The organism is Corallococcus interemptor (assembly GCF_003668875.1).
GTDB lineage: Bacteria > Myxococcota > Myxococcia > Myxococcales > Myxococcaceae > Corallococcus > Corallococcus interemptor.
Genome location: NZ_RAWM01000150.1, coordinates 1 through 21,788 on the forward strand (window position 1 = coordinate 1; position 21,788 = coordinate 21,788).

Here is a 21,788-nt window from a genome sequence, read left to right on the forward strand (position 1 = left end):
GGGTGGGACTTCACGCGGTGGCTCCATTTTCTCTCGCCGCAGAAGGTAGGTCGGCGCGCCAGTTCGGCCAGGGGACGGTGTGGGCTTTGTTCGGCGAATGGCGGTGAGTGTGTCCTAGGAGGCGGCCAGGCGCTCCTTGAGGATGTGTTTCTGGACCTTTCCGAGCGCGTTGCGGGGCAGGGCGTCGGTGAAGACGACGCGGCGGGGCTTCTTGAAGGCGGCGAGCCGTTCGCGGCACCAGTCCACCAGGGCCTGGGCGTCGGTGGGGGCGCCGGGGTGGGGGACGATGACGGCGACGACCTGTTCGCCGAAGTCCGGGTCGGGCAGCCCCAGGACGGCGGCCTCCGCGACGGACGGGTGCTGGGTGAGGACCTCTTCGACCTCGCGGGGGTAGATGTTGAAGCCACCGCTGATGATGAGCTCCCGGGCCCGTCCGGTGATGCGCAGGAATCCGTCCGGGTCCCACTCGCCCAGGTCTCCGGTGCGGAACCAGCCATCGGCGTCGAAGGCCTCCTGGGTGGCGTCCGGGCGGCGCCAGTAGCCGGTGAAGACGTGGGGGCCGCGGACCTCGATTTCACCTGTCTCGCCGCGGGGCAGGGGCTGGCGGGAGCGCACGTCCACGACGCGGGCCTCCTGGCCGGGGAAGGGCATGCCCACGGTGCCGGGGCGGCGTTCGCCGTCGTAGGGCTGGGTGGTGTTCATGAGGGTTTCGGTCATCCCGTAGCGCTCCAGGATGCGGGCGCCGAAGCGCGCCTCGATGTCCAGGCACAGCTGGGGGCTCAGCGGGGCGGAGCCGGAGACCCAGAGGCGCAGGGGACGCGGCGTGACGCCGGTGCGGCGGGATTCTTCGAGGAGGCGGCCGTACAGGGTGGGCACGCCGAAGAAGAGGGTGAGGGACGCGTCGTCGTGCAGGGCGGTGAGGGCTTCGGAGGCGACGAAGCGGCGGCGCAGGTCCACGCTGGCGCCGGTGAAGAGGGTGCCGTGCAGGCCCACCATGAGGCCGTGGGTGTGGAAGAGGGGAAGCGTGAGCAGCAGCCGGTCCGCGTCCGTCCAGCGCCACGCTTCGGTGACGGCGCGCACGTTGGAGAGCAGCTGCCGGTGCTGGAGCATGGCGCCCTTGGAGCGGCCGGTGGTGCCGGACGTGTAGCCCAGCACGGCCAGGTCCTCCGCGCGGGGCAGGGGCAGTGAAGCGGTGGACGCGGCGCCCTGCGCGAGCACGTCGTCGAAGGCGACGGCGGGGAGCCCGGAGGGCGCAGGCTCCACGGTGATGAGCCATTGCAGCGACGGAAGCTGATCGCGCAGGGGGACGAGTTCGGAAGCGCCGGAGCTGCCGGTGACGCAGACCTTCACCTCCGCGTCGGAGAGGATGTGGGCCAGCTCCACCTGGCGGTAGGCCGTATTGACGAGCACGGCGACGCAGCCGGCGGCCTGGACACCCAGCCACGTGATGACGAACGCGTCGCTGTTCTCCAGGAAGAGGGCGACGCGTTCCCCCGGAGCCAGCCCCCGGGCCTTGAGTCCGCGAGCGAACGCGGTGACCCGCTCCGCCAGCTGCCCACGCGAATACTCGGTCCCCTCGAAAGACAGCAACGGGCGCGAGGGCTCGTGACGGGCATGGTCCAGGAACACTTCAAGCAGGGAGGCCGGCATGGCGCGCGAGCCTAGCGCCTGCCGGTGGGAATGGGAGCGTGCTCCGACTTTGGACCGGAAGGCCTGCCAGGCGGCCATCAGTTGCCGCGACATGCCAGAATTGGCATGCTCCAGAAGATGGCGAGGCCTCTGGTCTGGGTGGGGAGCAGCTTGGAGGACTTGAAGTCGTTTCCTGAAGAGGTGCGAGGCGTCATGGGCTACGCGCTGCATCTGGCCCAGACAGGGGGAAAGCACCCGGACGCCAAGCCCCTCAAGGGCTTCAAGGGGGCTGGAGTGCTGGAAGTCGTCGAGGACTTCGACGGTGACACCTTCCGTGCGGTCTACACGGTCAAGCTGAAGGGAGTCCTCTACGTGCTGCACGCCTTCCAGAAGAAGTCTCGGAAGGGCATCAAGACCTCCAAGCAGGACATCGATCTGGTGAAGCTCCGATTGAAGGCGGCGGAAGACCTCCACGCGGCCCGGAAGGACGCTACGGAAGAGGAATCAGAATGAAGAGCGAACCGAAGTTCACGGCCAGCAGTGGGAATGTCTTCCGGGATCTGGAGGTCGCTCAGCCCGAGGAGGCGCAGGCCAAGGCGGAGCTCATGGCGCGGATCGCGGAGCTCATCGCCAGGAAGAAGCTGACCCAGGCTGCGGCGGCGAAGCTGCTGGGAGTGGATCAGCCCAAGGTCTCGGCCCTGCTGCGTGGACGCATGGCGGGCTTTTCGACGGAACGGTTGATCCGCTTCCTGACCCTCCTGGGCAGTGACGTCCAGATCGTCGTACGGGACCGCCCCAGGTCCCGGGCTCCAGGGCACCTGGAAGTTGTCACAGCCTGACGTGTGGAAACCGGAGCTGCCGTGTCGTGGCGGAAGCTCCGGCCGTTTGCCCTAAGCCGCCTAGAAGAGCGACATGCCCAGCGTGACGCTGCACAGGAAGCCGCCGTGCTGGGTGGTGGCGATGTCCAGGTCGTCGAGGAGGTTCGGGTCGCGGCCGTCCGACGTGCGCCAGTTGTCCTCACGCAGCCGGAAGCCCCAGCCCGCGCGCAGGCCCAGGTACATGGGGCCCATCGACTGACGCATGCCCAGCGCCAGCGTCGCCACCGGCGTCATCAGCTTCTCCGTCGTGTACACCTCGGACTCGCCGCCGAAGCTGAGCGTCGTCGTCGACGTGCCGCCCATGTTGAAGCTCATGCCCGCCTCCAGGAACGGGCTCGTGCGCACCTCGCCCAGCGGATACAGGCGCGCCACCGGACCCACGCGGAAGCCCCAGGCGCCCGTGCCCGCGCTCAGGTTGAGCCCCAGGACGGGCGCCACCCGGTACTCCAGCTCACCGCCAAAGATGCCCGACGGGCTGTTGAAACCCAGCGCCAGACCCAGGTCCAGGTTCGTGCGCCCACCCCGGCGGGGCGGCGCCTCGCGCTCCACCTGGCGCCCCGTCGAGTCTCCCTCCATCCCCTCATGGCGGGGCGCGTCGCCATTCACGCGCTCCGACACCAGCGAGTCCGAGCCCGCGCCGGAGGCCGCCGGGACCTCCTCGGCCGCCACCGGCGTCTCCTGGCTCGCGGCCTCCAGCTTCTGCGCCTCGGCCAGCACCGCCTGCGCCATCACCACCGAGCCCTTGTCGCTCAGGCTGGGATTGACGAAATCGTACGACAGCGTCTTGGTGCGCACCGGCTGGTGCGTCGTGCTCAGCAGATACGTCAGCCGGTACTTCTCTCCGGCCCGCGTCACCTTCGCGCTCACCGTCACGTCCGCCGAACCCTCGTGCTGCGGATCCATCAGGATGGCTTCCGTGGTCGCGCCCTTCAGCGCCTCGTTGATGCCGTAGCGCGTGCGCTCCGCCACGGTGCTCGCCGCCAGTCCGGACGCGTCCACCTCGCTGCCCACGTCCGTGAGCTGGAGATACAGGGCATCCGCGAAGGCGGAGAAGGGCAGGAGGGTGGCGGCCAGCAGCATGCCGGCGCGCTTCCCGAAGGAGGTGGAGCGCATGGGGTGTTCCTCGAAATTGTGTGGGAATTGAATCGAGCAGGCAGACGGCCTGACGCTGTTGCTATTCAACCCCAGCACACTTCTTCGCGGTGTCCGTTCCTGGGACGCGCGCTTCGCGCAAGCGGTCAACGCGGCCGGACAATCCTTCCTCGCGCTCGTGTTTCCGGGGGCTTGGCCCGGCTCGAAGCCCTGGCACACGGCTCGCTATGGCCCGGGGCGTGGACATCCCGAAGGCTCGCAAGCCGCGCCGCAAACCCTACCTCCTGGCCGCCCTGGGCCTCGCCGCGCTCGTGGCGGTGACCGTGGGCCTGTCCCGGCTGCGCCCCGCGGCGCCCACCGTGGACAAGGCCTCCGTGTGGCTGGACACCGTGAAGCGCGGCCCGCTGGTGCGCCAGGTGAAGGGCACCGGCTCGCTGGTGCCTGAGGCCATCCGCTGGCTCACCGCCGACACCGCCGGCCGCGTGGAGCGCATCCACGTCCGTCCCGGCGCCACCGTCACCGCCGGCACGCTGCTCCTGGAGCTGTCCAACCCGGACGTGCAGCTCCAGGCGCTTGAAGCCGAACGCCAGCTCGCGAGCGCCGAAGGCGACTTCCTGGAGCTGCGCGAACTGCTCCAGACGCAGCGCCTGTCCCAGCAGGCCACCGTGGCCACCCTCACCGCCGAGTCCGCCGACGCCACCCGCCGCGCCCAGGCCAACGCCGAGCTCTTCCAGAGGGCCTTCGTCGGAGACCTGGAGACGCGTCAGGCCCAGGAGAAGGCCGACGAGTCCCGCCAGCGTCTGGAGTTGGAGCGCCAGCGCCTGGACGTCATGTCCCAGAGCCTGCGCCAGCGCCTCGCGTCCCAGCAGGAGCAGGTGGAGCGGCTCAAGGCCGTGGCCCGCTTCCGCCGCCAGCAGGTGGAGTCCATGAAGGTGCTCGCGGGAGAGGACGGCGTGCTCCAGGAGCTGCCGCTGGAGCTGGGCCAGTGGGTGACGCCCGGCGTGCTCCTGGCCAAGGTCGTGAAGCCGGAGCGGTTGAAGGCGGAGCTGCGGATCGCGGAGACGCAGGCGCGCGACATCCTCCCGGGCCTCAAGGCGCAGGTGGACACGCGCAACGGCGTGGTGGAGGGCACCGTGGCGCGCGTGGCGCCCGCCGCGAGCCAGGGCACGGTGCGCGTGGAGGTGTCGCTGCCGGACACGCTGCCCAGGGGCGCCCGGCCAGACCTCACCGTGGAGGGCACCGTGGAACTGGAGCGGCTGGACGACGTGCTGTCCGTGGGCCGCCCCGCGGGAGCGCAGGCGGAGAGCACGCTGGCGCTCTTCCGGCTGTTGCCCGGTGGCGACGAGGCGGTGCGCATCCCCGTGAAGCTGGGCCGGGGCTCGGTGAACGCGGTGGAGGTCGTGCAGGGACTCTCAGAGGGTGACCAGGTGGTGCTGTCGGACATGACCGCGTGGGATGCGGTGGAGCGCGTGAGGCTGCGATGATGACGACGATGACGAACGACGGCGAGGCGAAGGCGCTGCTCCAGCTCGACGGGCTCACCAAGGTGTTCGAGACGGAAGAGGTGGAGACGCACGCCCTCTCCAACATCCAGCTCACCGTCCGTCAGAACGAATGGGTGGCCATCGTGGGCCCGTCCGGCTCCGGCAAGTCCACGCTGCTCGCGGTGCTGGGGCTGTTGGACACCGCCACGCGTGGCAGCTACCTCTTGGATGGCAGGAGCGTGCTGGACCTGTCCCCCACGGACCGCGCGAAGGTGCGCAACCAGCACATCGGCTTCATCTTCCAGAGCTTCAACCTCATCGGCGACCTCACGGTCTTCGAGAACGTGGAGCTGCCGCTCACCTACCGGGGACTGCCCGCGCAGGAGCGCAAGCAGCGCGTGGAGCGGGCCCTGGAGCGCGTGGGCATGGCGCACCGGGCGCGGCACCTGCCGGGGCAGCTCTCCGGCGGTCAGCAGCAGCGCGTGGCGGTGGCGCGCGCCGTCGCGGGAGACCCCCTCATCCTCCTGGCGGACGAGCCCACGGGCAACCTGGACTCGAAGAACGGCGAGGCGGTGATGCAGCTGTTGTCCGACCTGCACAAGGCGGGCTCCACCATCTGCATGGTGACGCACGACCCGGCGCACGCGCGCATCTCCACGCGCACGGTGAGCCTGTTCGACGGCCGCGTCGTGCAGGACGAACAGCTTCGCTGAAGAAAGGGAGACACGGCCATGGAACACCTGCTCGGTGACTTGCGCTACGCGTGGCGCTCCCTGAGGAACGCCCCCGGCTTCGTGGCGGTGGCGGTGCTGACGCTGGCGTTGGGCATTGGCGCGAACAGCGCCGTGTTCAGCGTGGTGAAGGGCGTGCTGCTCACCCCGCCCCCTTTCCGTCAGCCGGAGCAGCTGGTGCTGCTGGCCCCGAACTTCGAAGCCTTCGGCTTGAAGGAGGTGTCGAACTCCCTTCCCGAGTACCGGGACATGACCACGCACACCAAGGCCTTCGCGTCGCTCGCGGCCTTCCGGCCCGACGACATGACGCTCACCGGAGGGGACTCACCCCGGCGCCTGCATGTCGTCGTCGCCACGGCGTCCTTCCTGCCCACGCTGGGCGTCACGCCGGTGCTCGGCCGGGGCTTCACGCAGGAAGAGGAGGTCCCGGGCCAGGACAAGGTCGTCGTGCTGTCGGACTCCGCGTGGCGCACGCACTTCGCGAAGGACCCGGAGGTGCTGGGGCGCGTGCTGCGGCTGGACGGGGTGCCGCGCACGGTGGTGGGCGTGCTGCCTCCGGGCGCCGTCTACCCGGAGGACACGGAGGGGGTGCTGCCCCTGGCGCCCACGCCCGAGCAGCAGGAGGAGTCCCGGCGCGGCAACCGCTTCCTCAGCGTGATGGCGCGGCTCAAGCCGGGCATGACGCTGGACGCGGCGCGCACGGACCTGGTGCGCATGGGCAACGCGCGCCCGGCGGACCTGGTGAGCCGGTACCGGGAGTGGGGCTGGTCCATGAGCGTGAAGCCGCTGGAGGACCAGGTGGTGGGCGGCGTGCGCGAGACGCTGTGGCTGCTCTGGGGCGCGGTGGGCTTCGTGCTGCTGGTGGCGTGCTCCAGCGTGGCGAACCTGCTGCTGGCGCGGGCCGTGTCGCGAGGGCGTGAGGTCTCCATCCGCGCGGCGCTGGGCGCGGGCCGGCTGCGGCTGGTGGCGCAGTTCCTCACGGAGAGCCTGGTGCTGTCGCTGGTGGCGGGCGCGGTGGGGCTCCTGCTGGCGCTGTGGGGCACGGATGCGCTGGTGGCCACGGTGGGTGACAGCCTGCCGCGCGCCCAGGGCGTGAAGCTGGACGTGGCCTCCGTGCTCTTCACGCTGGCGGTGTCGGTGCTCACGGGCGTGCTCTTCGGGCTGGTGCCCGCGCTCCAGGCCAGCCGCGTGGACCTGCACGCGGCGATGCGCGAGGGCGCACGTGCCACGGGGAGCCACCGCACGGGCCGGCTGCGCGCGGCGTTGGTGGTGGCGCAGGTGTCGCTCGCGCTGGTGCTGCTGGTGGGCGCGGGCCTGTTCGTGAAGAGCTTCCTCGCGCTTCAGCGCGTGGATGCGGGCTTCGAGTCCGAGGGCGTGCTCACCGGAGCGCTCGCGCTGCCCAAGGTTCAGTACCCGGACCCGGCGAAACAGGCCGCTTTCCTGCAGGCCCTGCTGCCGCGGCTCCAGGCGCTTCCGGGCGTGGAGTCCGCGGGGCTCACGAACCTGCTGCCGCTGGGGGGCTCCGCGGACCGCAGCTTCGACATCGACGGGCGTCCGCGCCAGCCGGGGGAGCAGTGGAAGGCGGTGGAGTTCCGCGCCGCCACGCCCGGCTACCTGAACGCGCTGCGCGTCCACCTGCGGCAGGGCCGGCTGCTGGAGGACCGGGACGGGCCGGACGCGCCCTGGGCGGTGGTCATCAACCGCTCCTTCGCGGACCTCTTCTGGCCGAAAGGAGACGCGCTGGGGCAGCGGCTGAAGCTGCACGGCCAGGACATGCAGTGGACCACGGTGGTGGGCGTCGTGGACGACCTGCGCGAGTGGGGCCTGGACGTGCCGTCGCGCCCGGCGGCCTACTATTCGCTGTCGCAGCTGCCGGACGTCTCCATGGGCCTGGCGGTGCGCGTGAAGTCCGGGGAGCCGGAGGCGGTGCGCGCCCAGGTGGAGGCGGAGGTGCGCGCGGTGGACGCGGACCTGCCGCTGTTCGACGTGTCCCCGCTCACGCGGCGGATGGACCAGTCCACGGGGCCCCGGCGGCTGTCCGCGCTGGTGATGGGGCTGTTCGCGGGCGTCGCGCTGCTGCTCGCGGCGCTGGGGCTGTCGGGTGTCATCGCCTTCTCGGTGTCGCAGCGCACGCGGGAGCTGGGCATCCGCATGGCGCTGGGCGCGGCGCGAGGCGACGTGCTGCGGCTGGTGCTGGCGCAGGGCCTGCGGCTGTCGCTCATGGGCGTGGCGGTGGGGCTGTGTCTGTCCCTGGCGCTGGCGCGGCTGTTGGGGTCGCTCTTGTACGGAGTCTCGGCGGGCGACCCGTGGACGTTCGGAGGGGTGGCGCTGCTGTTGACCGGGGTGGCGCTGGCGGCGTCGTGGCTGCCTGCCCGGCGGGCGACGCGCGTGGACCCCATCATCGCGCTCCGGGCGGACTGAGTTCCCTCCTTTCTGGCACAGTTCCCAACCGTGGCGCTCCCCGTGTCCGAACCCACTGCTCCCCCTCCGCGTACCCCCACCCGCATCCTCGTGGCCGACGACCAGCCGGACGTGCTGGAGGCGCTGCGGCTGTTGCTCAAGCGCGACGGCTACACGGTGGTGAGCGCGCAGTCCCCCGCGGGCGTGAAGGCCACGCTGGACGCGGAGGACGTGGACCTGGTGTTGATGGACCTGAACTACGCGCGCGACACGACCTCCGGGCGCGAGGGCCTGGACCTCCTGGGCGAGCTGCGCGCGAGGGACGCGTTGCTGCCGGTGGTGGTGATGACGGCGTGGGGCAGCGTGGAGGGCGCGGTGGAGGCCATGCGCCTGGGCGCGCGCGACTACGTGCAGAAGCCCTGGGACAACACGCGCCTGCTGGCCACGCTGCGCACGCAGCTGGAGCTGGCTCGCGCGTTGCGGCGCGGCCGGCGGCTGGAGGAGGAGAACCAGCACCTGCGCCGTGAGCAGGGCGGGCGTTCGCCGCTGGTGGGTGAGTCGCGGGCGATGCTGCCGGTGCGCAGGCTCATCGAGCGGGTGGCGCCGTCGTCCGCGCCGGTGCTGGTGACGGGGGAGCACGGCACGGGCAAGGAGGTGGTGGCCCGGCTCATCCACGCGGCGAGCACGAGAGCGGACCGGCCCTTCGTCGCGGTGAACTCCGGCGGCCTGTCCGAGGGCGTCTTCGAGAGCGAGCTCTTCGGTCACGTGAAGGGGGCGTTCACGGACGCGAAGGCGGACCGCATCGGCTGCTTCGAGCTGGCGGACGGCGGCACGCTCTTCCTGGATGAGATTGGGAACATGCCGCTCACGCAGCAGGCGAAGTTGCTGCGGGTGCTCCAGACGGGAGAGCTGCACCCGGTGGGCTCGTCGAGGACGCGGCGCGTGGACGTGCGAGTGGTGAGCGCGACGAACGTGGACCTGGGCCGGGCGGCGGCGGAGGGCCGCTTCCGCGAGGACCTGCTCTACCGGCTCAACACGGTGGAGGTGCAGCTGCCGCCGCTGAGGGAGCGGCGCGAGGACATCCCGCTGCTCGCGGCGCACTTCCTGGCCGCGCAGGGCCAGCGCTACGGCCGACCCGGCATCCACCTGGGGCCGGGAGCCATGGAGGCGCTCATCGCGTACCCGTGGCCCGGCAACGTGCGCGAGCTGGAGCACGCGGTGGAGCGGGCGCTGCTGATGGCGGTGGGGGACCGCGTGGAGGCGGAGGACCTGCTGCTCAAGCGGATGGGCCCGCCGGGCGGAGGAAGCACGCGCCTGGAGGAGATGACGCTGGAGGAGGTGGAGCGCTACCTCATCGAGCGCGCGCTCGGCCGTCATGACGGCAACGTGAGCGAAGCGGCGAAGGCGCTGGGCCTGTCGCGCAGCGCGCTCTACCGCCGGCTCCAGTACTACGGCATCAAGGGCGCAAGGTGAAACGCGGTCCCCCGGCTCCGCAGGACCCGCACGAGCGCAAGTTCCCCGTGCCGCACGACCTGCGCGTGATGTGGCTCGCGGTCGTCGCAGGATTGCCCGCGGTCGTCGTGGCGCTCGCGCTCCTCTGGACAGGGGACTTCACCGCCAAGGTGCGCTGGACGCTCTCCGTCCTCGTGGTGGGCATCCATGCCGGAGCGTGTCTCGCCATCCGCGAGCGCGTCGTGCGGCCCCTGCACACCGTCGCGGGCCTGCTGGCCGCCCTGCGTGAAGGCGACTACTCCGTGCGCGGCCGGGGCGGACGCGCGGGCGATCCGCTGGGGGAAGTGCTGCTGGAGGTCAACGCGCTGGGCGACACCCTGCGCGAACAGCGCCTGGGCGCACTCGAAGCCGGGGCGCTGCTGGGCCAGGTCATGGAGGCCATCGACGTCGCGGTGCTCGCCTTCGACGCCTCCGGCACCCTCAAGCTGGTGAACCGCGCGGGCGCCCGGCTCGTGGGCCTGCCGCGCGCACAGTTGCTGGGGCAGCGCGCGGAAGCCCTCGGCTGGAGCGGCCTGCTGGAGGGCCCCGCCCCCCGCCGCCTCACGCGCGTCTTCGCGCAGCAGGACGGCGGACCGTATGAACTGTGGCGCGGCTCCTTCCGCGAAGGAGGACAACCCCACCAGTTGGTCGTGCTCACCGACCTGCGTCTGGCATTGCGCGAGGAAGAACGTGAAGCCTGGCGCCGGCTGGTCCGCGTGCTCAGCCACGAAATCAACAACTCCCTCACCCCCATCCACTCCATCGCGGACGCCCTCCGGGACACCCTCGCCCAGGTGCCGCGCCCCGAGGACTGGGAGGAGGACACCCGCCACGGCCTGGGCATCATCGCCCGCCGCGCGGAAGCCCTGTCCCGCTTCATGTCCGCGCACGCCCGGCTCGCGCGCCTGCCACCGCCCACCCTGGGGCCCGTGGACGTGGAGCCCTGGGTGCGGCGCGTGGTGGCCCTGGAGCCGCGCCGTGCCGTCGCCGTGCGCCCCGGCCCCGGCCTCACCGTGTCCGGGGACGCGGATCAGCTGGAGCAACTGCTCATCAACCTGGTGCGCAACGCCGTGGACGCCGTCCTGCCGGACGGAGGCCCGGGCGGTGTCTGGGTTTCGTGGGCCGTGCACGCGCCGGGCGCGGTGGAGGTCTGGGTGGAGGACGAAGGCCCCGGCCTCGCCGACACCGCGAACCTCTTCGTGCCCTTCTTCACCACCAAGCCCCAGGGCAGCGGCATTGGCCTGGCGCTCAGCCGGCAGATCGCCGAAGCCCACGGAGGCAGCCTGCGCCTGGAGAACCGCACCGACGGCCGAGGCTGCCGGGCGAGGCTCAAGCTCCCGCTGGACGCTCCGCGCGCCTGAAGCCCTTCTTGCCGGGCGCGGCCTCGGGACCCGTGGGCATGGCGGGAGCGGCCTCGGCCTCCGGCACCGGCGCCGCCAGCCGGTAGAGCAGCGCGGTCGCCGCCCAGAAGAACAGCACGGTGAAGCCCACGTGGACCCAGCGCGCCGCGGACCACTGCTGCAGCGAGCGAGGCAGCGCCTCCAACGCGACGAAGCCGCCCATCCACTGCCCCAGCCAGCACAGCGCCGTCACCCACACCAGGCGCTGCCATGACGCCACCCGCGAGCGCCCGAAGGCATACCGGTCCAGCGCCCACAAGAGCCCTACGGCGCAGCCCCACAGCGCCAGACGTGTCAGTGAAAGCCCCCGGTGCGAGGGACCCAGCGGGTTCAGCTCCAGCACCCCGAAGCTCGGCGCCAGGATGAGCACCTGCACCAGCAGCACCCGGCGCACGCGCTCCGACAGTCCCTTGAGGAGCTGCCCATACGTCCAGGTCAGCGCAATCATGGGGCCCTCCCTCGGGCACGAATGAGCGGTGCTGCAAGAGAAGAACGGTTCGCCCTTTATTTCTTGATTTATTTGTCTGGGATGGACTTCGGGCCTTACACAACCCAAGCAATCTCCCGGGGTTGGAGGGTCATCCGCAATGACTATTCAAAGATGGACACCTCGGAGAGGGTATAGAACTCAGCAGGTGGGGTGGTTCCGTCGTAGGTAAGGGATTCCACGGAGAGGCGCACGAAGCGCACGGGCCCGGTGCTGGAGAGGGGCACCTCCTGGAAGACCCGCTCCCGCATGCCCAGCAGGAGCGGCCCGTCCCCATAGGCCGATGCCCCCGCGGTCGGCTCGGCGTAGAAGCCGAACTGGGCCTCGAACAGCGACTGCTCGGTGGCGCTCAGGTCCCGCAGGACGACGTGTGCCAGGGATTGCCAGTGCTCGCCGTCCTCGCTGCCCTCCACGCGGAGCGAGTCCCTGCCGCCATAGCCTCGCAGGTACAGCAGCCCGCGCACCACCGCCTGGCGGGGCAGGATGGGCCGGGGCAGGGTGATGACGACGCCGTAGGACCGCGGGTCGGTCTCCTTCTCGAAGAAGTCCACCGGGGTGAGCTGTCCATCCGTGAATGGACAGACACCGCCGAAGGACGGCTCGCACGCGGCGCCGCGGCTGACGGGGCGCAGCGTCCCGGCGGGCAGCGGCTCCTGGCCGGTGCGCCACTCCAGCTGGAAGTCCACGGAGCTCGCCTGGCCGCCCAGGGGCGAGAACAGCCACGTCCCCGCGCTGGCGGCCCGCAGCTGGACCTGGGGCGAAGCGAAGTCCTCCAGGACATACGGGGACGGCGCCCACGGTGAGGTGGTGCCCGGCTGGCGCCAGAGCACTTCGCCGCCGGACGTGACCGACAGCAGGGGCTCCGGGGTGCTGGGCAGGATGGGGATGAAGACGCCGTCCTCGGAGAGCAGCTCCAGGGTGTCCGCCGTCACCGGCAGCGGCGGCGCCGGGGGCGCGGGTGGGAAGGCCACCTGGGGGCCCGCTTCACCGGCGCTCACGACGGGGTGCGCGTCCCAGGCCTGCAGCGCGGGCAGCTCCACGTCGTCCTGGAAGGAGAACGCGAGCGTGGCGCCGCTGCCGTCGGCTTCCAGCGGCAGCGACATCCGGAACCGGCTGCGGGCGCTGCTGTAATCCGTCCTGTCGACGACGTCCCCGTAGAGCAGCTCCAGGATGAATTCGCCGGAGGCATCGGTGACGGCGGTCGCGAAGGGCTCGAAGACCTCCGCCTCCGGATGCAGGCGCTCCAGGGTCAGCGTCTCGCCGGAGCGCGGGGCGCCGTCCCGGTGGAGCGCGCGGCCGTAGGCGAAGATGGGGTCCTCGGCATAGCGCTCGCATCCGGTGAGGGCGGAGGTCACGAGCGCCAGGGTGGTGACGAGTGCGCGTCGCATGTCAGTAGGTCGCCTTGAGCCCGAAGAGCGGGAGGATGACGGGGATGCGGATGGGCTTGCGGATGGGAGTGACGGCCCGGGGGCTGTCGGGGTCGAGGTTGGACTCGGCGCCGTACTCGTAGGCCACCACCTCCTGCTGGGCGGAGATATTGAGCACGTCCAGCGACGCATCCAGGGTGAAGTCCTGGTAGGCCCACGACTTCGCGATGCGCGCGTCCACGCGGAAGAACGGCGCCAGGCGCTGCGTGCGGTCCAAGTCCTGCCGCACCCATTCCTGGCCCCCGTCGGCGTTGGTCACCCAGCGCTGCGTCTGGGAGGTGATCTGCCCCGTCTCCGGACGGCCGGTGTTGAAGTGCACCACCGTGCCCACGGTCCAGTTGTTGCCGAACTTGTAGCTGAGCGCCGCATTGAACGTATGCGCCTGTTCGAAGGCGAAGGGCAGCGTGCCGTCCACCGTCTCCATCACCTTGTTGTCATCGCCGATGCGGCCGAAGCGCGCCTTCCGCTTGCTCTGAAGGAAACTGTAGGACACCCAGCCGAACCAGTGGCGGCCCAGCGGGTGGCGGGCCATCAGGTCGAAGCCGTAGGCATAGCCGGAGGTGGCGGGATCCGTGTCCAGGCCGAGGCGCCGGCGCCGGTTCTCCAGCACGTCCGTCAGGTCGAACTCCACCGCACGGGACAACGGGTTGAAGTACGCGTCCGCGCTCAGCTCCAGTCCCTCGAAGGCCTTCCACTCCGCGCCCACGTCGAACTGCGCGCCGGACTGGAGGCCGTAGCGCAGGCTCGCGGTGTCGATGGCGGGCACGTGCACCAGCACGGTGGGCGGCTGGTGGTACAGGCCCGCGCCGCCCTTGAGCGTGAGGGTGTCCGTCAGCGCGTGGCGCACGGACAGGCGCGGCTCCACCGCGGTGAAGGTCATGCCCGGCACCAGGTGGTACGCGTCCACGCGCAGCCCCGGTGTGACGGTCCACCGGTCCGAAGGCCTCCACGTGGCGGACGCATACGCGCCGGAGAAGGTGGCCAGGGCGCTGGGCCGCTTGAGTGGATCCGCGTCGTCGGAGGGGCGCCAGCCCGGCGGCCGCGCGGTGCCGGTGATGACGGTGGCCGAGCGGCGGTGCTCCACGTCCGCGCCCACGGCCAGGTCCAGCGAGGACGTCAGCGCGCGGCGCCATCCCGCGCGCGCGGAGATGCTCGCCTGCGAGAGGCTGTACTCGCCCACCTTCTCGCGGATCAGCTCCTCGCCGGTGTCGCGCGTCTGCTCGCCGGAAAGCCCCAGGCCATCCCAGCCCAGCGTGACGCCTACTTCGCCCTCGCCGCCCGCCAGCGGGTGCGTGCCGCGCAGGTCGATGCGGTGGAAGCGTGACACGACGCCGCCTCCGTCCGCGGTGTCCCGCAGCTCCGGTGCGACGCCCACGTCATCGGAGCTGCCCAGCGCGAACAGGCGCAGGCGGCCCCTGCCTACCTTTTGCTCGACGCGCGCCTGGTAGTCCCAGAAGCCCGCACGCAGCTGCTCCGCCTCCTTCTTCTGGAAGGCATTGGCCGCCAGGGAGATGAGCATCGCGGTGTAGCTGATGCGGCCCGCCACGCTGACGCTGGTGCCGGTGGACTCGAAGGGCTGCTCGATGAAGCCGCCCGCGTTGATGAGGTCCGCGTAGGCGGTGAAGTGCAGCCGGTCCTCGCGAGGGCGGCTGAGGCGTCCCTCCACCGCGCCGCCGAGCACGCGGCCGTACTGCACCGGAGGCGCGCCCGAATAGAAGTCCACGGTATCGATGAAGTCCGGGTGCACCACCGCGGGCCCGAGCAGCAGGTGGTACAGCATCGGGATGCGCACGCCATCCAGGAAGAAGCCCGTGGCGGCGGGTTGGCTGCCGCGCACCACCGGGTAGCTGATGCCGGACGCGAGGCTGCCCACGCCTGGCATCAACATCACCACGCGGAACGGGTCACCCAGCGTGCCGGGCACCTCGCGGATCTCCTGCTCATGCAGGCTGATGCGCGTCACTTCCGTGCGAGGGCGCTCGTCGCGCACGACGGTCTCGTAGGGGTTCACCTCGCGAGGCTGGAGCCGGTAGACGACCTGGAGTGTCTGGCCCTGCGTCAGCGTCTCCTCGAACACCGTCGTCGCGTGGCCGGGAGCACGGACCTCCACCTTGTGCGGCCCCGGCGTCACGTCCAGCGCGAAGCGGCCCTGCGCGTCGGTGGCGCCGGAGGGCTGGAGCGCGCCGTCCAGGAAGAGGGCCGCATCGGACAGAGGCCTGCGCGTGCCGCGAGCGCGCACCTCACCAGAGAGGTGCGTGGTGGAGGCAGGGACCTGCACTGGGGGCGCGAAGCGGTAGACGAACGGCAGGCGCACCGCCACGGGGGCACCACCCAGCGTGGCCGGGGTGAAGCGCAGGCCCGGGGCGGCGGCGAGCGCCGCATCGGTGAGGCGAGGCTCGGCGGCGGCGCGCGTCACCTTCGCTTCCGCGACGCGGCCCTCCACGTCCACCAGCAGCTCCAGCTCCACCTCGCCCGGCGTGCCCTCCAGGCCTTCGGGCCATGTCGCGGGCGCGTCGGCGGTGAGGCTGGGAGGTACGAGCGTCGTATCGCCCGCGTCGGGAGAGAGGCCCAGGCGCAGGGCGTCCTCGGCGGAGAGGGCTTGACCCGCGTCGGTGGCGTGGACGTCCACTTCAATGGCGCGGGGCTCACTGGTGGCGGAGGGAACGCCTTGTGCGTGGGAGGTCGCGCCGGACAGCAGCACGAGCACCAGCACCCAGCGGACAGCAGGGGGAACGGACATGGGCGGGCGCTTCAACACCGGTCCCCCGCGAAAGTGTCACCCGCGCTGGCGCCAGACGGCTCCGGCCCGGTGAGGGCACTGCATGCATTCATGGGTTCGGCTCAGGCGCCCATGACTTCCCCGGCCCGGGACGGAAGTCAGTTCACGCAGGGCATACGGACCGGGACGCGAATCCCGGTGGTGCCCTTTCGCGCCCAATCTACGGGATGCCGCGTCCCGAGTCGCGCCTCTACTCGAAGATGGACAGCTCGGAGAGGGTCTGGAGCTCAGCGGGTTGGAGGGCGCCGTTGTAGCCCCGGGTCTGCACGGTGAGCCGCACGAAGCGCACGGGGTCCGTGGGGGTGAGGGGCACGTCCTGGAAGACCGGCTCCTTCCGGCCCAGGGGAAGCGGCCCGTCGCCGTAGGGGGAGTCGCCGGTCGACTGGACGTTGAATCCGAATTGGATGTCGAGCAGGTTGCGCTCCCGCGAGGTCAGGTCCTGGAGCGTGACGCGCGCCAGGGATTGCCACTGTTCGCCGTCCGCGCTGCCCTCCAGGAGGAGCCAGTCCTTGCCCTCGGGGCCCGGCACGTAGCTCAGCCCGCGCACCACCGCGCGGCGGGGCATGTCCGGCTGGGGCAGGGTGACGGCGAGGCTCTTGGCCCGAGGAAGGCCCTGCTCCTGGGGGAGGTCCACGGGCGTGAGCAGGCCATCCGTCCATGGGCAGGCACCGGAGGGGGACGGCTCGCACGCCGCGCCTCGGCTGAGGGGGCGCAGCGTCCCCGCGGGCAGTGGTTCGGCGCCGGTGCGCCACTCCAGCTGGAACTCCACGGAGCTCATCTCGCTGCCCAGGGGAGAGTAGAGCCACGTGCCGCGGCTGGCGGCGCGCAGCAGGACGCGAGGCCCGGCGAAGTCCTCCAGGACGTACGGCCCCGGCGTCCACGGTGACGTCGTGCCGGGCTCGCGCCAGAGCAGTGAGTCGCCGGACATGACCCACAACAGGGGCTTCGGGTCGGTCGCCAGGAGGGGGATGAATTCGCCGGTGAGCCCGTCCTGCATCTCCATCGTGTCCGCCGTCGGAGGCTGGGCGGGCGCCGGGGGCGCGGAGGGGAAGGCCACACTGGGACCCTGCGCTCCCATGCTCACGACGGGGTGCGCGTCCCAGGGCTGCAACGTGGGCAGCTCCACGTCGTCCTGGAAGAGGAACGAGACAAAGGCTCCGCTGCCATCCGCATCCAGGGGAAGCGCCAGGGTGAACCGGTTCATGTCCCTGAAGGAGTACGTATCGGTGACGGCCTCGCCGTAGAGCAGCTCCAGGGTGAACTCGCCGGACGGCTCGGGGCTGAGGGTACCGAAGGGCTGGAAGCTCCGGGTCGCCGGGTCCATGCGCTGGATGCTCAGCGGTTCGCCGGAGTGAGGCGTGCCGTCCCGCCGGAGCGCGCGGCCGTACACGAAGACGGGGTCCTCGGGATAGCGCTGGCAGCCGGTGACGGCGGAGGCCACGAGCGCGAGGGAGGTGATGAGTGCGCGTCGCATGTCAGTAGGTCGCCTTGAGCCCGAGGAGCGGAAGGATGATGGGGATGCGGACGGGGGCCCGGGTGGGCTTGATGTCCGTGGGGGTCGAGCCGCTGAACTCCGATTCGAGGCGGTACTCGTAGGCCACCACCTCCTGCTGCGCGGAGAGGTTGAGCACGTCCAGCGACGCATCCAGGGTGAAGTCCTGGTAGGCCCACGACTTGGCGATGCGCGCGTCCACGCGGAAGAACGGCGCCAGCCGCTGCGCGCGGTCCAGGTCCTGCCGCACCCAATTGGACGAGCCGTCCGGGTTCGTCACCCATCGCTGCGTCTGCGAGGTGATCTGCCCCGTCTCCGGGCGGCCGGTGTTGAAGTGCACCACCGTGCCCACGGTCCAGTTGTTGCCGAACTTGTAGCTGAGCGCGGCGTTGAACGTGTGCGCCTGCTCGAAGGCGAAGGGCAGCGTGCCCTCCACTGTCTCCAGCACGTGGTTGTCGTCGCTGATGCGGCCGAAGCGCGCCTTCCGCTTGCTCTGAAGAAAGCTGTAGGAGACCCAGCCGAACCAGTGGCGGCCCAGCGGGTGGCGGGCCATCAGGTCGAAGCCGTAGGCGTAGCCGGTGGTGGCGGTGGCCTCGCGCAGCGCGCTCCGTCGCCGCTGGTTCTCCACCACGTCCATCAGGTCGAACTCCACCGCGCGGGACAGCGGGTTGAAGTACGCGTCCGCGCTCAGCTCCAGCCCTTCGAAGGCCTTCCACTCCGCGCCCACGTCGAACTGCGCGCCGGACTGGAGGCCATAGCGCAGGCTCGCGGTGTCGAAGGCGGGCACGTGGATGAGCACGGTCGGTGGCTGGTGGTACAGACCCGCGCCACCCTTGAGCGTGAGGGTGTCCGTCAGCGAGTGACGCACGGACAGGCGCGGCTCCACGGCGGTGAAGGTCATGCCCGGCACCAGGTGGTACGCGTCCACGCGCAGGCCCGGCGTCACCACCCAGGTGTCGGACGGTCTCCAGGTGGCGGACGCATACGCGCCGGAGAAGGTGGCCAGGGCGCTGGGCCGCTTGAGCGGATCCGCGTCGTCGGAGGGGCGCCAGCCCGGCGGATGCGCGCTGCCGGTGATGACGGTGGCGGAGCGGCGGTGCTCCACGTCCGTGCCCACGGCCACGTCCAGCGAGGACGTCAGCGCGCGGCGCCATCCCGCGCGCGCGGAGACGCTTGCCTGCCGCAGGCTGTACTCGCCCACCTTCTCCATGAAGAGCTGGCCTCCGGCATCGGCCCGCGTCGCCTCGCCGTTGAGGCCCAGGCCGTCCCAGCCCAGGGTGACGCCCACCTCGCCCTCGCCGCCCGCCAGCGGGTGCGTGCCGCGCAGGTCGATGCGGTGGAAGCGCGACACCACGCCGGCCCCGTCCGCCCTCCTGCGCAGCTCCGGCGAGATGCCCACGTCGTCGGAGCTGCCCAGCGCGAACAGGCGCAGGCGGCCCCTGCCCACCTTCTGCTCGACGCGCGCCTGGTAGTCCCAGAAGCCCGCGTGCACCTTGTCCACTTCCGGCAGGACCTGGGTTGCCAGTGAGATGAGCAGCGCGGAGTAGCTGAAGCGGCCCGCCAGGCTGACGCTGGTGCCGGTGGACTCGAAGGGCTGCTCGATGAAGCCGCCCGCGTTGATGAGGTCCGCGTAGGCGGTGAAGTGCAGCCGGTCCTCACGAGGACGGCTGAGGCGTCCCTCCACCGCGCCGCCGAGCACGCGGCCGTACTGCACCGGTGGCGCGCCCGAGTAGAAGTCCACGGTGTCGATGAAGTCCGGGTGCACCACCGCGGGCCCGAGCAGCAGGTGGTACAGCATCGGGATGCGAACGCCGTCCAGGAAGAAGCCCGTGGCGGCGGGTTGGCTGCCGCGCACCACCGGGTAGCTGATGCCGGACGCGAGGCTGCCCACGCCTGGCATCAACATCACCACGCGGAACGGGTCACCCAGCGTGCCGGGCACCTCGCGGATCTCCTGCTCATGCAGGCTGATGCGCGTCACTTCCGTGCGAGGGCGCTCGTCGCGCACCACGGTCTCGTAGGGGTTCACCTCGCGAGGCTGGAGCCGGTAGATGACCTGGAGCGTCTGGCCTCGCGTCAGCGTCTCCGTGAACGTCGTCGTCTCGTGGCCGGGAGCACGGACCTCCAGAGTGTGCGGGCCCGGCGTCACGTCCAGCGTGAAGCGGCCCTGCGCGTCCGTGGTGGCGGCGGGCTCGGCCGCTCTGTCCAGGAAGAGGGCCGCGTCGGAGAGGGGTTTGCGCGTGCCGCGAGCGCGCACCTCGCCGGTGAGGTGCGTGGTGGAGGCAGGGACCTGCACCGGGGGCGTGAAGCGGTAGATGAAGGGCAGGCGCACGGCCACGGGTGCACCACCCAGCGTGGCCGGGGTGAAGCGCAGGCCCGGAGCGGCGGCGAGCGCCGCGTCGGTGAGGCGAGGCTCGGAGGCGGCGCGCGTCACCTTCGCTTCCGCGACGCGGCCCTCCACGTCCACCAGCAGCTCCAGCTCTACCTCGCCGGGCGTGCCCTCCAGGCCTTCGGGCCACGCGGCGGGCGCGTCGGCGGTGAGGCTGGGAGGCACGAGCGTGGTGTCACCCGCGTCGGGAGAGAGGCCCAAACGCAGGGCGTCCTCGGCGGAGAGGACCTGGCCCGCGTCCGTGGCGTGGACGTCCACTTCAATGGCGCGAGGCTCACTGGTGGCGGAGGGCACGCCTTGTGCGCGGGCGGCCGCGCCGGACAGCAGCACAAGCGCCAGCACCCAGCGGACGGCGCGAGGGTGCGGCATGGGCGCGCGCTTCGACACCAGCCACCCCGCCCGTCTGTCACCCGGGACAACGTGAACACCGCCTGCGTTCATGGATTCGACCCCTGGCGTCCGTGACCTCGCCCGAGGCGGAAGTCGCTTCACGCAGGGCATACGGACCGGGTGGGAAGTCCCGGCTGTGCCTTTCTGCATGAAGTCGATGGACGCCCTCGCCCCCGAGTCGTCCGTTTCCACCAGCACCTGACACGGTCCCCGCATCGCGCCAGTCCGTCCCCGGGTGCCGCGCGCTGTGTGGACGCGCACGGCCCGATGTCCCGAGGTGCCGCCCCCTGGAGCCGCGCCAAGGGCGGTCGTTACACTTTTTCATGTCGAGCGGACACCACGGCCAGGGTTCCGCGGGGAGGTCGCATGCGCACGCCGAAGGACGAACTGCTGCTCCGGGCGATGGATCATGCGCTGTCCGCGCGAACGCTGGAGGCGGTGGAGGCGCTGGCGGACCTCTACCGGTTGCTGGATGTGGAGCGCATCCCGGAGGACGAAAACTACGCCGTGTTCGCGACGGCGCTGTCACGCCGGCTGGAGGGCGCGACGGGGGCGCTGCACCCGTACCGGGCATCCGAGGTGGACGGGGGCGCGCCGCAGATCGACCTGTTCCGGCGCTTGATGAAGCACCTGCCGCTGGCGTCGGCGGCGGACGCGGTGGCGAACGCGCTGCTCGCGGGCTTCCTGCGAGGGCACGCGGAGGCGACGCTGTTGGACGTAGGCATCGGGCAGGGGCGGCAGGAGTGCAACCTGCTGCGGGCGCTGGCGAAGGCGGGCGCGCTGCCCCGGCGCCTCACGGTGGTGGGGGTGGACCCCAGCGGCACCAGCCTGGCGGAGGCGCGCGACGCGGTGCTGGCGGTGGCGAAGGAGGTGGGGCTGCGGCTCGAGTTCATGAAGCTGGAGTCGCCGGTGGAGGACCTGAACGTGGCGACGTGGGCCGCGCTGCGGGCGGTGCGCAGGCCGCTGGTGGTGAACGCGGCGTTCGCGCTGCATCACGTGGCGGAGAAGGAGGTGGGGGGGATGGAGGCGCGCGACGCGGTGCTGGCGAGGCTGGCGTCGCTGGGGCCGGTGGGGGTGGTGATGTGCGAGCCGCACGTGGACCACCACCGTGCGCCGGCACGTGAGCGATTGAAGAATGCGTGGAATCACTTCTCCCGCGTGTTCCAGCTGCTGGATACGTTGGAGATACCGGGCTCGGAGCGTCGCGCCCTCAAGCGGTTCTTCGGCCGGGAGGTGGATGACATCGTGGGCACGGTGAACGAGAAGGAGCGGTGCGAGCGCCATGAGCCGGCCTCGGCCTGGTGGGAGCGCTTGCAGCGCGCGGGCTTCGTGCCGCGACGAGGACCGGAGCCGGTGTGTCCCGGCGACGTGCACCCGGCGGTGGGGCTGCTGCGCGAGGAGGGCACGGTGGGCATCACGTTCCGCGGTGACGTGCTGGTGTCGGTGCTGGCGGCGGTGCCGGGGGAGGGCGCGTGAGCGACCTGGAGGCATTGGCGCCGAAGGTCATCTCGAGGTGCCGGGAGGCTGGGGTGCGGCTGGTGCTGGCGGAGGCGTGCACGGGCGGGCTGATGACGGCGGCGCTGACGGACGTGCCGGGGGCCTCGGCGGTGGTGGAGCGGGGGTTCGTGCCGTACTCGAACGAGTCGAAGGGGGAGCAGCTGGGAGTGCCGCTGGCGCTGTTGCAGGTGCACGGGTCGGTGAGCGCGGAGGCGGTGGGGG

Annotated in this window: 16 protein-coding genes; 9 read left to right on the forward strand and 7 right to left on the reverse strand. The window is 71.3% G+C overall.

Annotation, left to right across the window (positions count from 1 at the left end; translation table 11 throughout):
• Positions 1-114: 114 nt before the first annotated feature.
• Positions 115-1,650, reverse strand: a complete 1,536-nt coding sequence (locus tag D7X96_RS33735) for an AMP-binding protein (RefSeq protein ID WP_120551805.1) — start codon at positions 1,648-1,650, stop codon at positions 115-117.
• Positions 1,651-1,755: 105 nt separating this feature from the next.
• Between D7X96_RS33735 and D7X96_RS33740 the strand changes: the two genes are divergently transcribed.
• Positions 1,756-2,142: a type II toxin-antitoxin system RelE/ParE family toxin gene (locus D7X96_RS33740; RefSeq protein ID WP_199747236.1), complete on the forward strand. Its 387-nt coding sequence runs from the start codon at positions 1,756-1,758 to the stop codon at positions 2,140-2,142.
• Positions 2,139-2,468 carry a helix-turn-helix domain-containing protein gene (locus D7X96_RS33745; protein ID WP_120551804.1) on the forward strand — a complete coding sequence of 110 codons (330 nt, stop codon included), beginning with the start codon at positions 2,139-2,141 and terminating at the stop codon, positions 2,466-2,468. Before D7X96_RS33740 ends, D7X96_RS33745 begins: the two co-directional genes overlap by 4 nt.
• A 60-nt stretch (positions 2,469-2,528) precedes the next feature.
• Here D7X96_RS33745 and D7X96_RS33750 read toward each other — a convergent pair whose 3' ends face one another.
• Positions 2,529-3,620 carry a hypothetical protein gene (locus tag D7X96_RS33750; protein WP_120551803.1) on the reverse strand — a complete coding sequence of 364 codons (1,092 nt, stop codon included), beginning with the start codon at positions 3,618-3,620 and terminating at the stop codon, positions 2,529-2,531.
• A 218-nt stretch (positions 3,621-3,838) separates the two neighbouring features.
• On the opposite strand from D7X96_RS33750, the gene D7X96_RS33755 reads away from it, so the two are divergent.
• From D7X96_RS33755 to D7X96_RS33775, 5 genes are all read left to right on the forward strand, one after another.
• Positions 3,839-5,083, forward strand: a complete 1,245-nt coding sequence (locus D7X96_RS33755; RefSeq protein WP_121771604.1) for an HlyD family secretion protein — start codon at positions 3,839-3,841, stop codon at positions 5,081-5,083.
• Complete coding sequence (locus tag D7X96_RS33760; RefSeq protein ID WP_120551802.1) at positions 5,080-5,796, forward strand: ABC transporter ATP-binding protein; 717 nt, start codon at positions 5,080-5,082, stop codon at positions 5,794-5,796. Before D7X96_RS33755 ends, D7X96_RS33760 begins: the two co-directional genes overlap by 4 nt.
• Positions 5,797-5,814: 18 nt before the next feature.
• Positions 5,815-8,235 carry an ABC transporter permease gene (locus D7X96_RS33765; protein ID WP_121771598.1) on the forward strand — a complete coding sequence of 807 codons (2,421 nt, stop codon included), beginning with the start codon at positions 5,815-5,817 and terminating at the stop codon, positions 8,233-8,235.
• A 30-nt stretch (positions 8,236-8,265) separates the two neighbouring features.
• Positions 8,266-9,687, forward strand: coding sequence for a sigma-54-dependent transcriptional regulator (locus tag D7X96_RS33770; RefSeq protein ID WP_120551800.1), 1,422 nt, complete (start codon positions 8,266-8,268; stop codon positions 9,685-9,687).
• Between the two features lie 68 nt (positions 9,688-9,755).
• The gene (locus D7X96_RS33775; protein ID WP_121771605.1) at positions 9,756-11,066 is read left to right on the forward strand and encodes a sensor histidine kinase; all 1,311 of its coding nucleotides are present in this window, start codon (positions 9,756-9,758) and stop codon (positions 11,064-11,066) included.
• Here D7X96_RS33775 and D7X96_RS33780 read toward each other — a convergent pair.
• From D7X96_RS33780 to D7X96_RS33800, 5 genes are all read right to left on the reverse strand, one after another.
• Positions 11,035-11,553 (reverse strand): hypothetical protein, encoded by a 519-nt coding sequence (locus tag D7X96_RS33780; protein ID WP_120551799.1) that lies wholly within the window; start codon positions 11,551-11,553, stop codon positions 11,035-11,037. The genes D7X96_RS33775 and D7X96_RS33780 overlap by 32 nt on opposite strands.
• A gap of 143 nt (positions 11,554-11,696) precedes the next feature.
• Positions 11,697-12,980: a hypothetical protein gene (locus tag D7X96_RS33785; protein WP_121771599.1), complete on the reverse strand. Its 1,284-nt coding sequence runs from the start codon at positions 12,978-12,980 to the stop codon at positions 11,697-11,699.
• Position 12,981: 1 nt separating this feature from the next.
• Positions 12,982-15,759: a TonB-dependent receptor domain-containing protein gene (locus tag D7X96_RS33790; RefSeq protein WP_121771600.1), complete on the reverse strand. Its 2,778-nt coding sequence runs from the start codon at positions 15,757-15,759 to the stop codon at positions 12,982-12,984.
• 229 nt (positions 15,760-15,988) lie between these two features.
• Positions 15,989-17,272 (reverse strand): hypothetical protein, encoded by a 1,284-nt coding sequence (locus D7X96_RS33795; RefSeq protein ID WP_121771601.1) that lies wholly within the window; start codon positions 17,270-17,272, stop codon positions 15,989-15,991.
• Between the two features lies 1 nt (position 17,273).
• Entirely contained in the window at positions 17,274-20,066 is a 2,793-nt protein-coding gene (locus D7X96_RS33800; protein WP_244219816.1) for a TonB-dependent receptor domain-containing protein, read from the reverse strand.
• 369 nt (positions 20,067-20,435) lie between these two features.
• On the opposite strand from D7X96_RS33800, the gene D7X96_RS33805 reads away from it, so the two are divergent.
• Both D7X96_RS33805 and D7X96_RS33810 read left to right on the forward strand, forming a co-directional pair.
• Complete coding sequence (locus tag D7X96_RS33805) at positions 20,436-21,545, forward strand: GRAS family protein (RefSeq protein ID WP_121771603.1); 1,110 nt, start codon at positions 20,436-20,438, stop codon at positions 21,543-21,545.
• Positions 21,542-21,788, forward strand: a 247-nt coding sequence (locus D7X96_RS33810; protein WP_147468460.1) for a CinA family protein, incomplete at its 3' end; no start/stop codon positions are given. The genes D7X96_RS33805 and D7X96_RS33810, both read left to right, overlap by 4 nt.

Excerpts from the sequence above, each read along its gene's own strand:
- D7X96_RS33805 (WP_121771603.1), top strand. The coding sequence starts at position 20,436 with ATGCGCACGCCGAAGGACGAACTGCTGCTCCGGGCGATGGATCATGCG.
- D7X96_RS33735 (WP_120551805.1), bottom strand. The coding sequence starts at position 1,650 with ATGCCGGCCTCCCTGCTTGAAGTGTTCCTGGACCATGCCCGTCACGAG.
- D7X96_RS33790 (WP_121771600.1), bottom strand. The coding sequence starts at position 15,759 with ATGTCCGTTCCCCCTGCTGTCCGCTGGGTGCTGGTGCTCGTGCTGCTG.
- D7X96_RS33745 (WP_120551804.1), top strand. The coding sequence starts at position 2,139 with ATGAAGAGCGAACCGAAGTTCACGGCCAGCAGTGGGAATGTCTTCCGG.
- D7X96_RS33780 (WP_120551799.1), bottom strand. The coding sequence starts at position 11,553 with ATGATTGCGCTGACCTGGACGTATGGGCAGCTCCTCAAGGGACTGTCG.
- D7X96_RS33750 (WP_120551803.1), bottom strand. The coding sequence starts at position 3,620 with ATGCGCTCCACCTCCTTCGGGAAGCGCGCCGGCATGCTGCTGGCCGCC.
- D7X96_RS33740 (WP_199747236.1), top strand. The coding sequence starts at position 1,756 with ATGCTCCAGAAGATGGCGAGGCCTCTGGTCTGGGTGGGGAGCAGCTTG.
- D7X96_RS33775 (WP_121771605.1), top strand. The coding sequence starts at position 9,756 with ATGTGGCTCGCGGTCGTCGCAGGATTGCCCGCGGTCGTCGTGGCGCTC.
- D7X96_RS33795 (WP_121771601.1), bottom strand. The coding sequence starts at position 17,272 with ATGCGACGCGCACTCATCACCTCCCTCGCGCTCGTGGCCTCCGCCGTC.
- D7X96_RS33760 (WP_120551802.1), top strand. The coding sequence starts at position 5,080 with ATGATGACGACGATGACGAACGACGGCGAGGCGAAGGCGCTGCTCCAG.
- D7X96_RS33785 (WP_121771599.1), bottom strand. The coding sequence starts at position 12,980 with ATGCGACGCGCACTCGTCACCACCCTGGCGCTCGTGACCTCCGCCCTC.
- D7X96_RS33765 (WP_121771598.1), top strand. The coding sequence starts at position 5,815 with ATGGAACACCTGCTCGGTGACTTGCGCTACGCGTGGCGCTCCCTGAGG.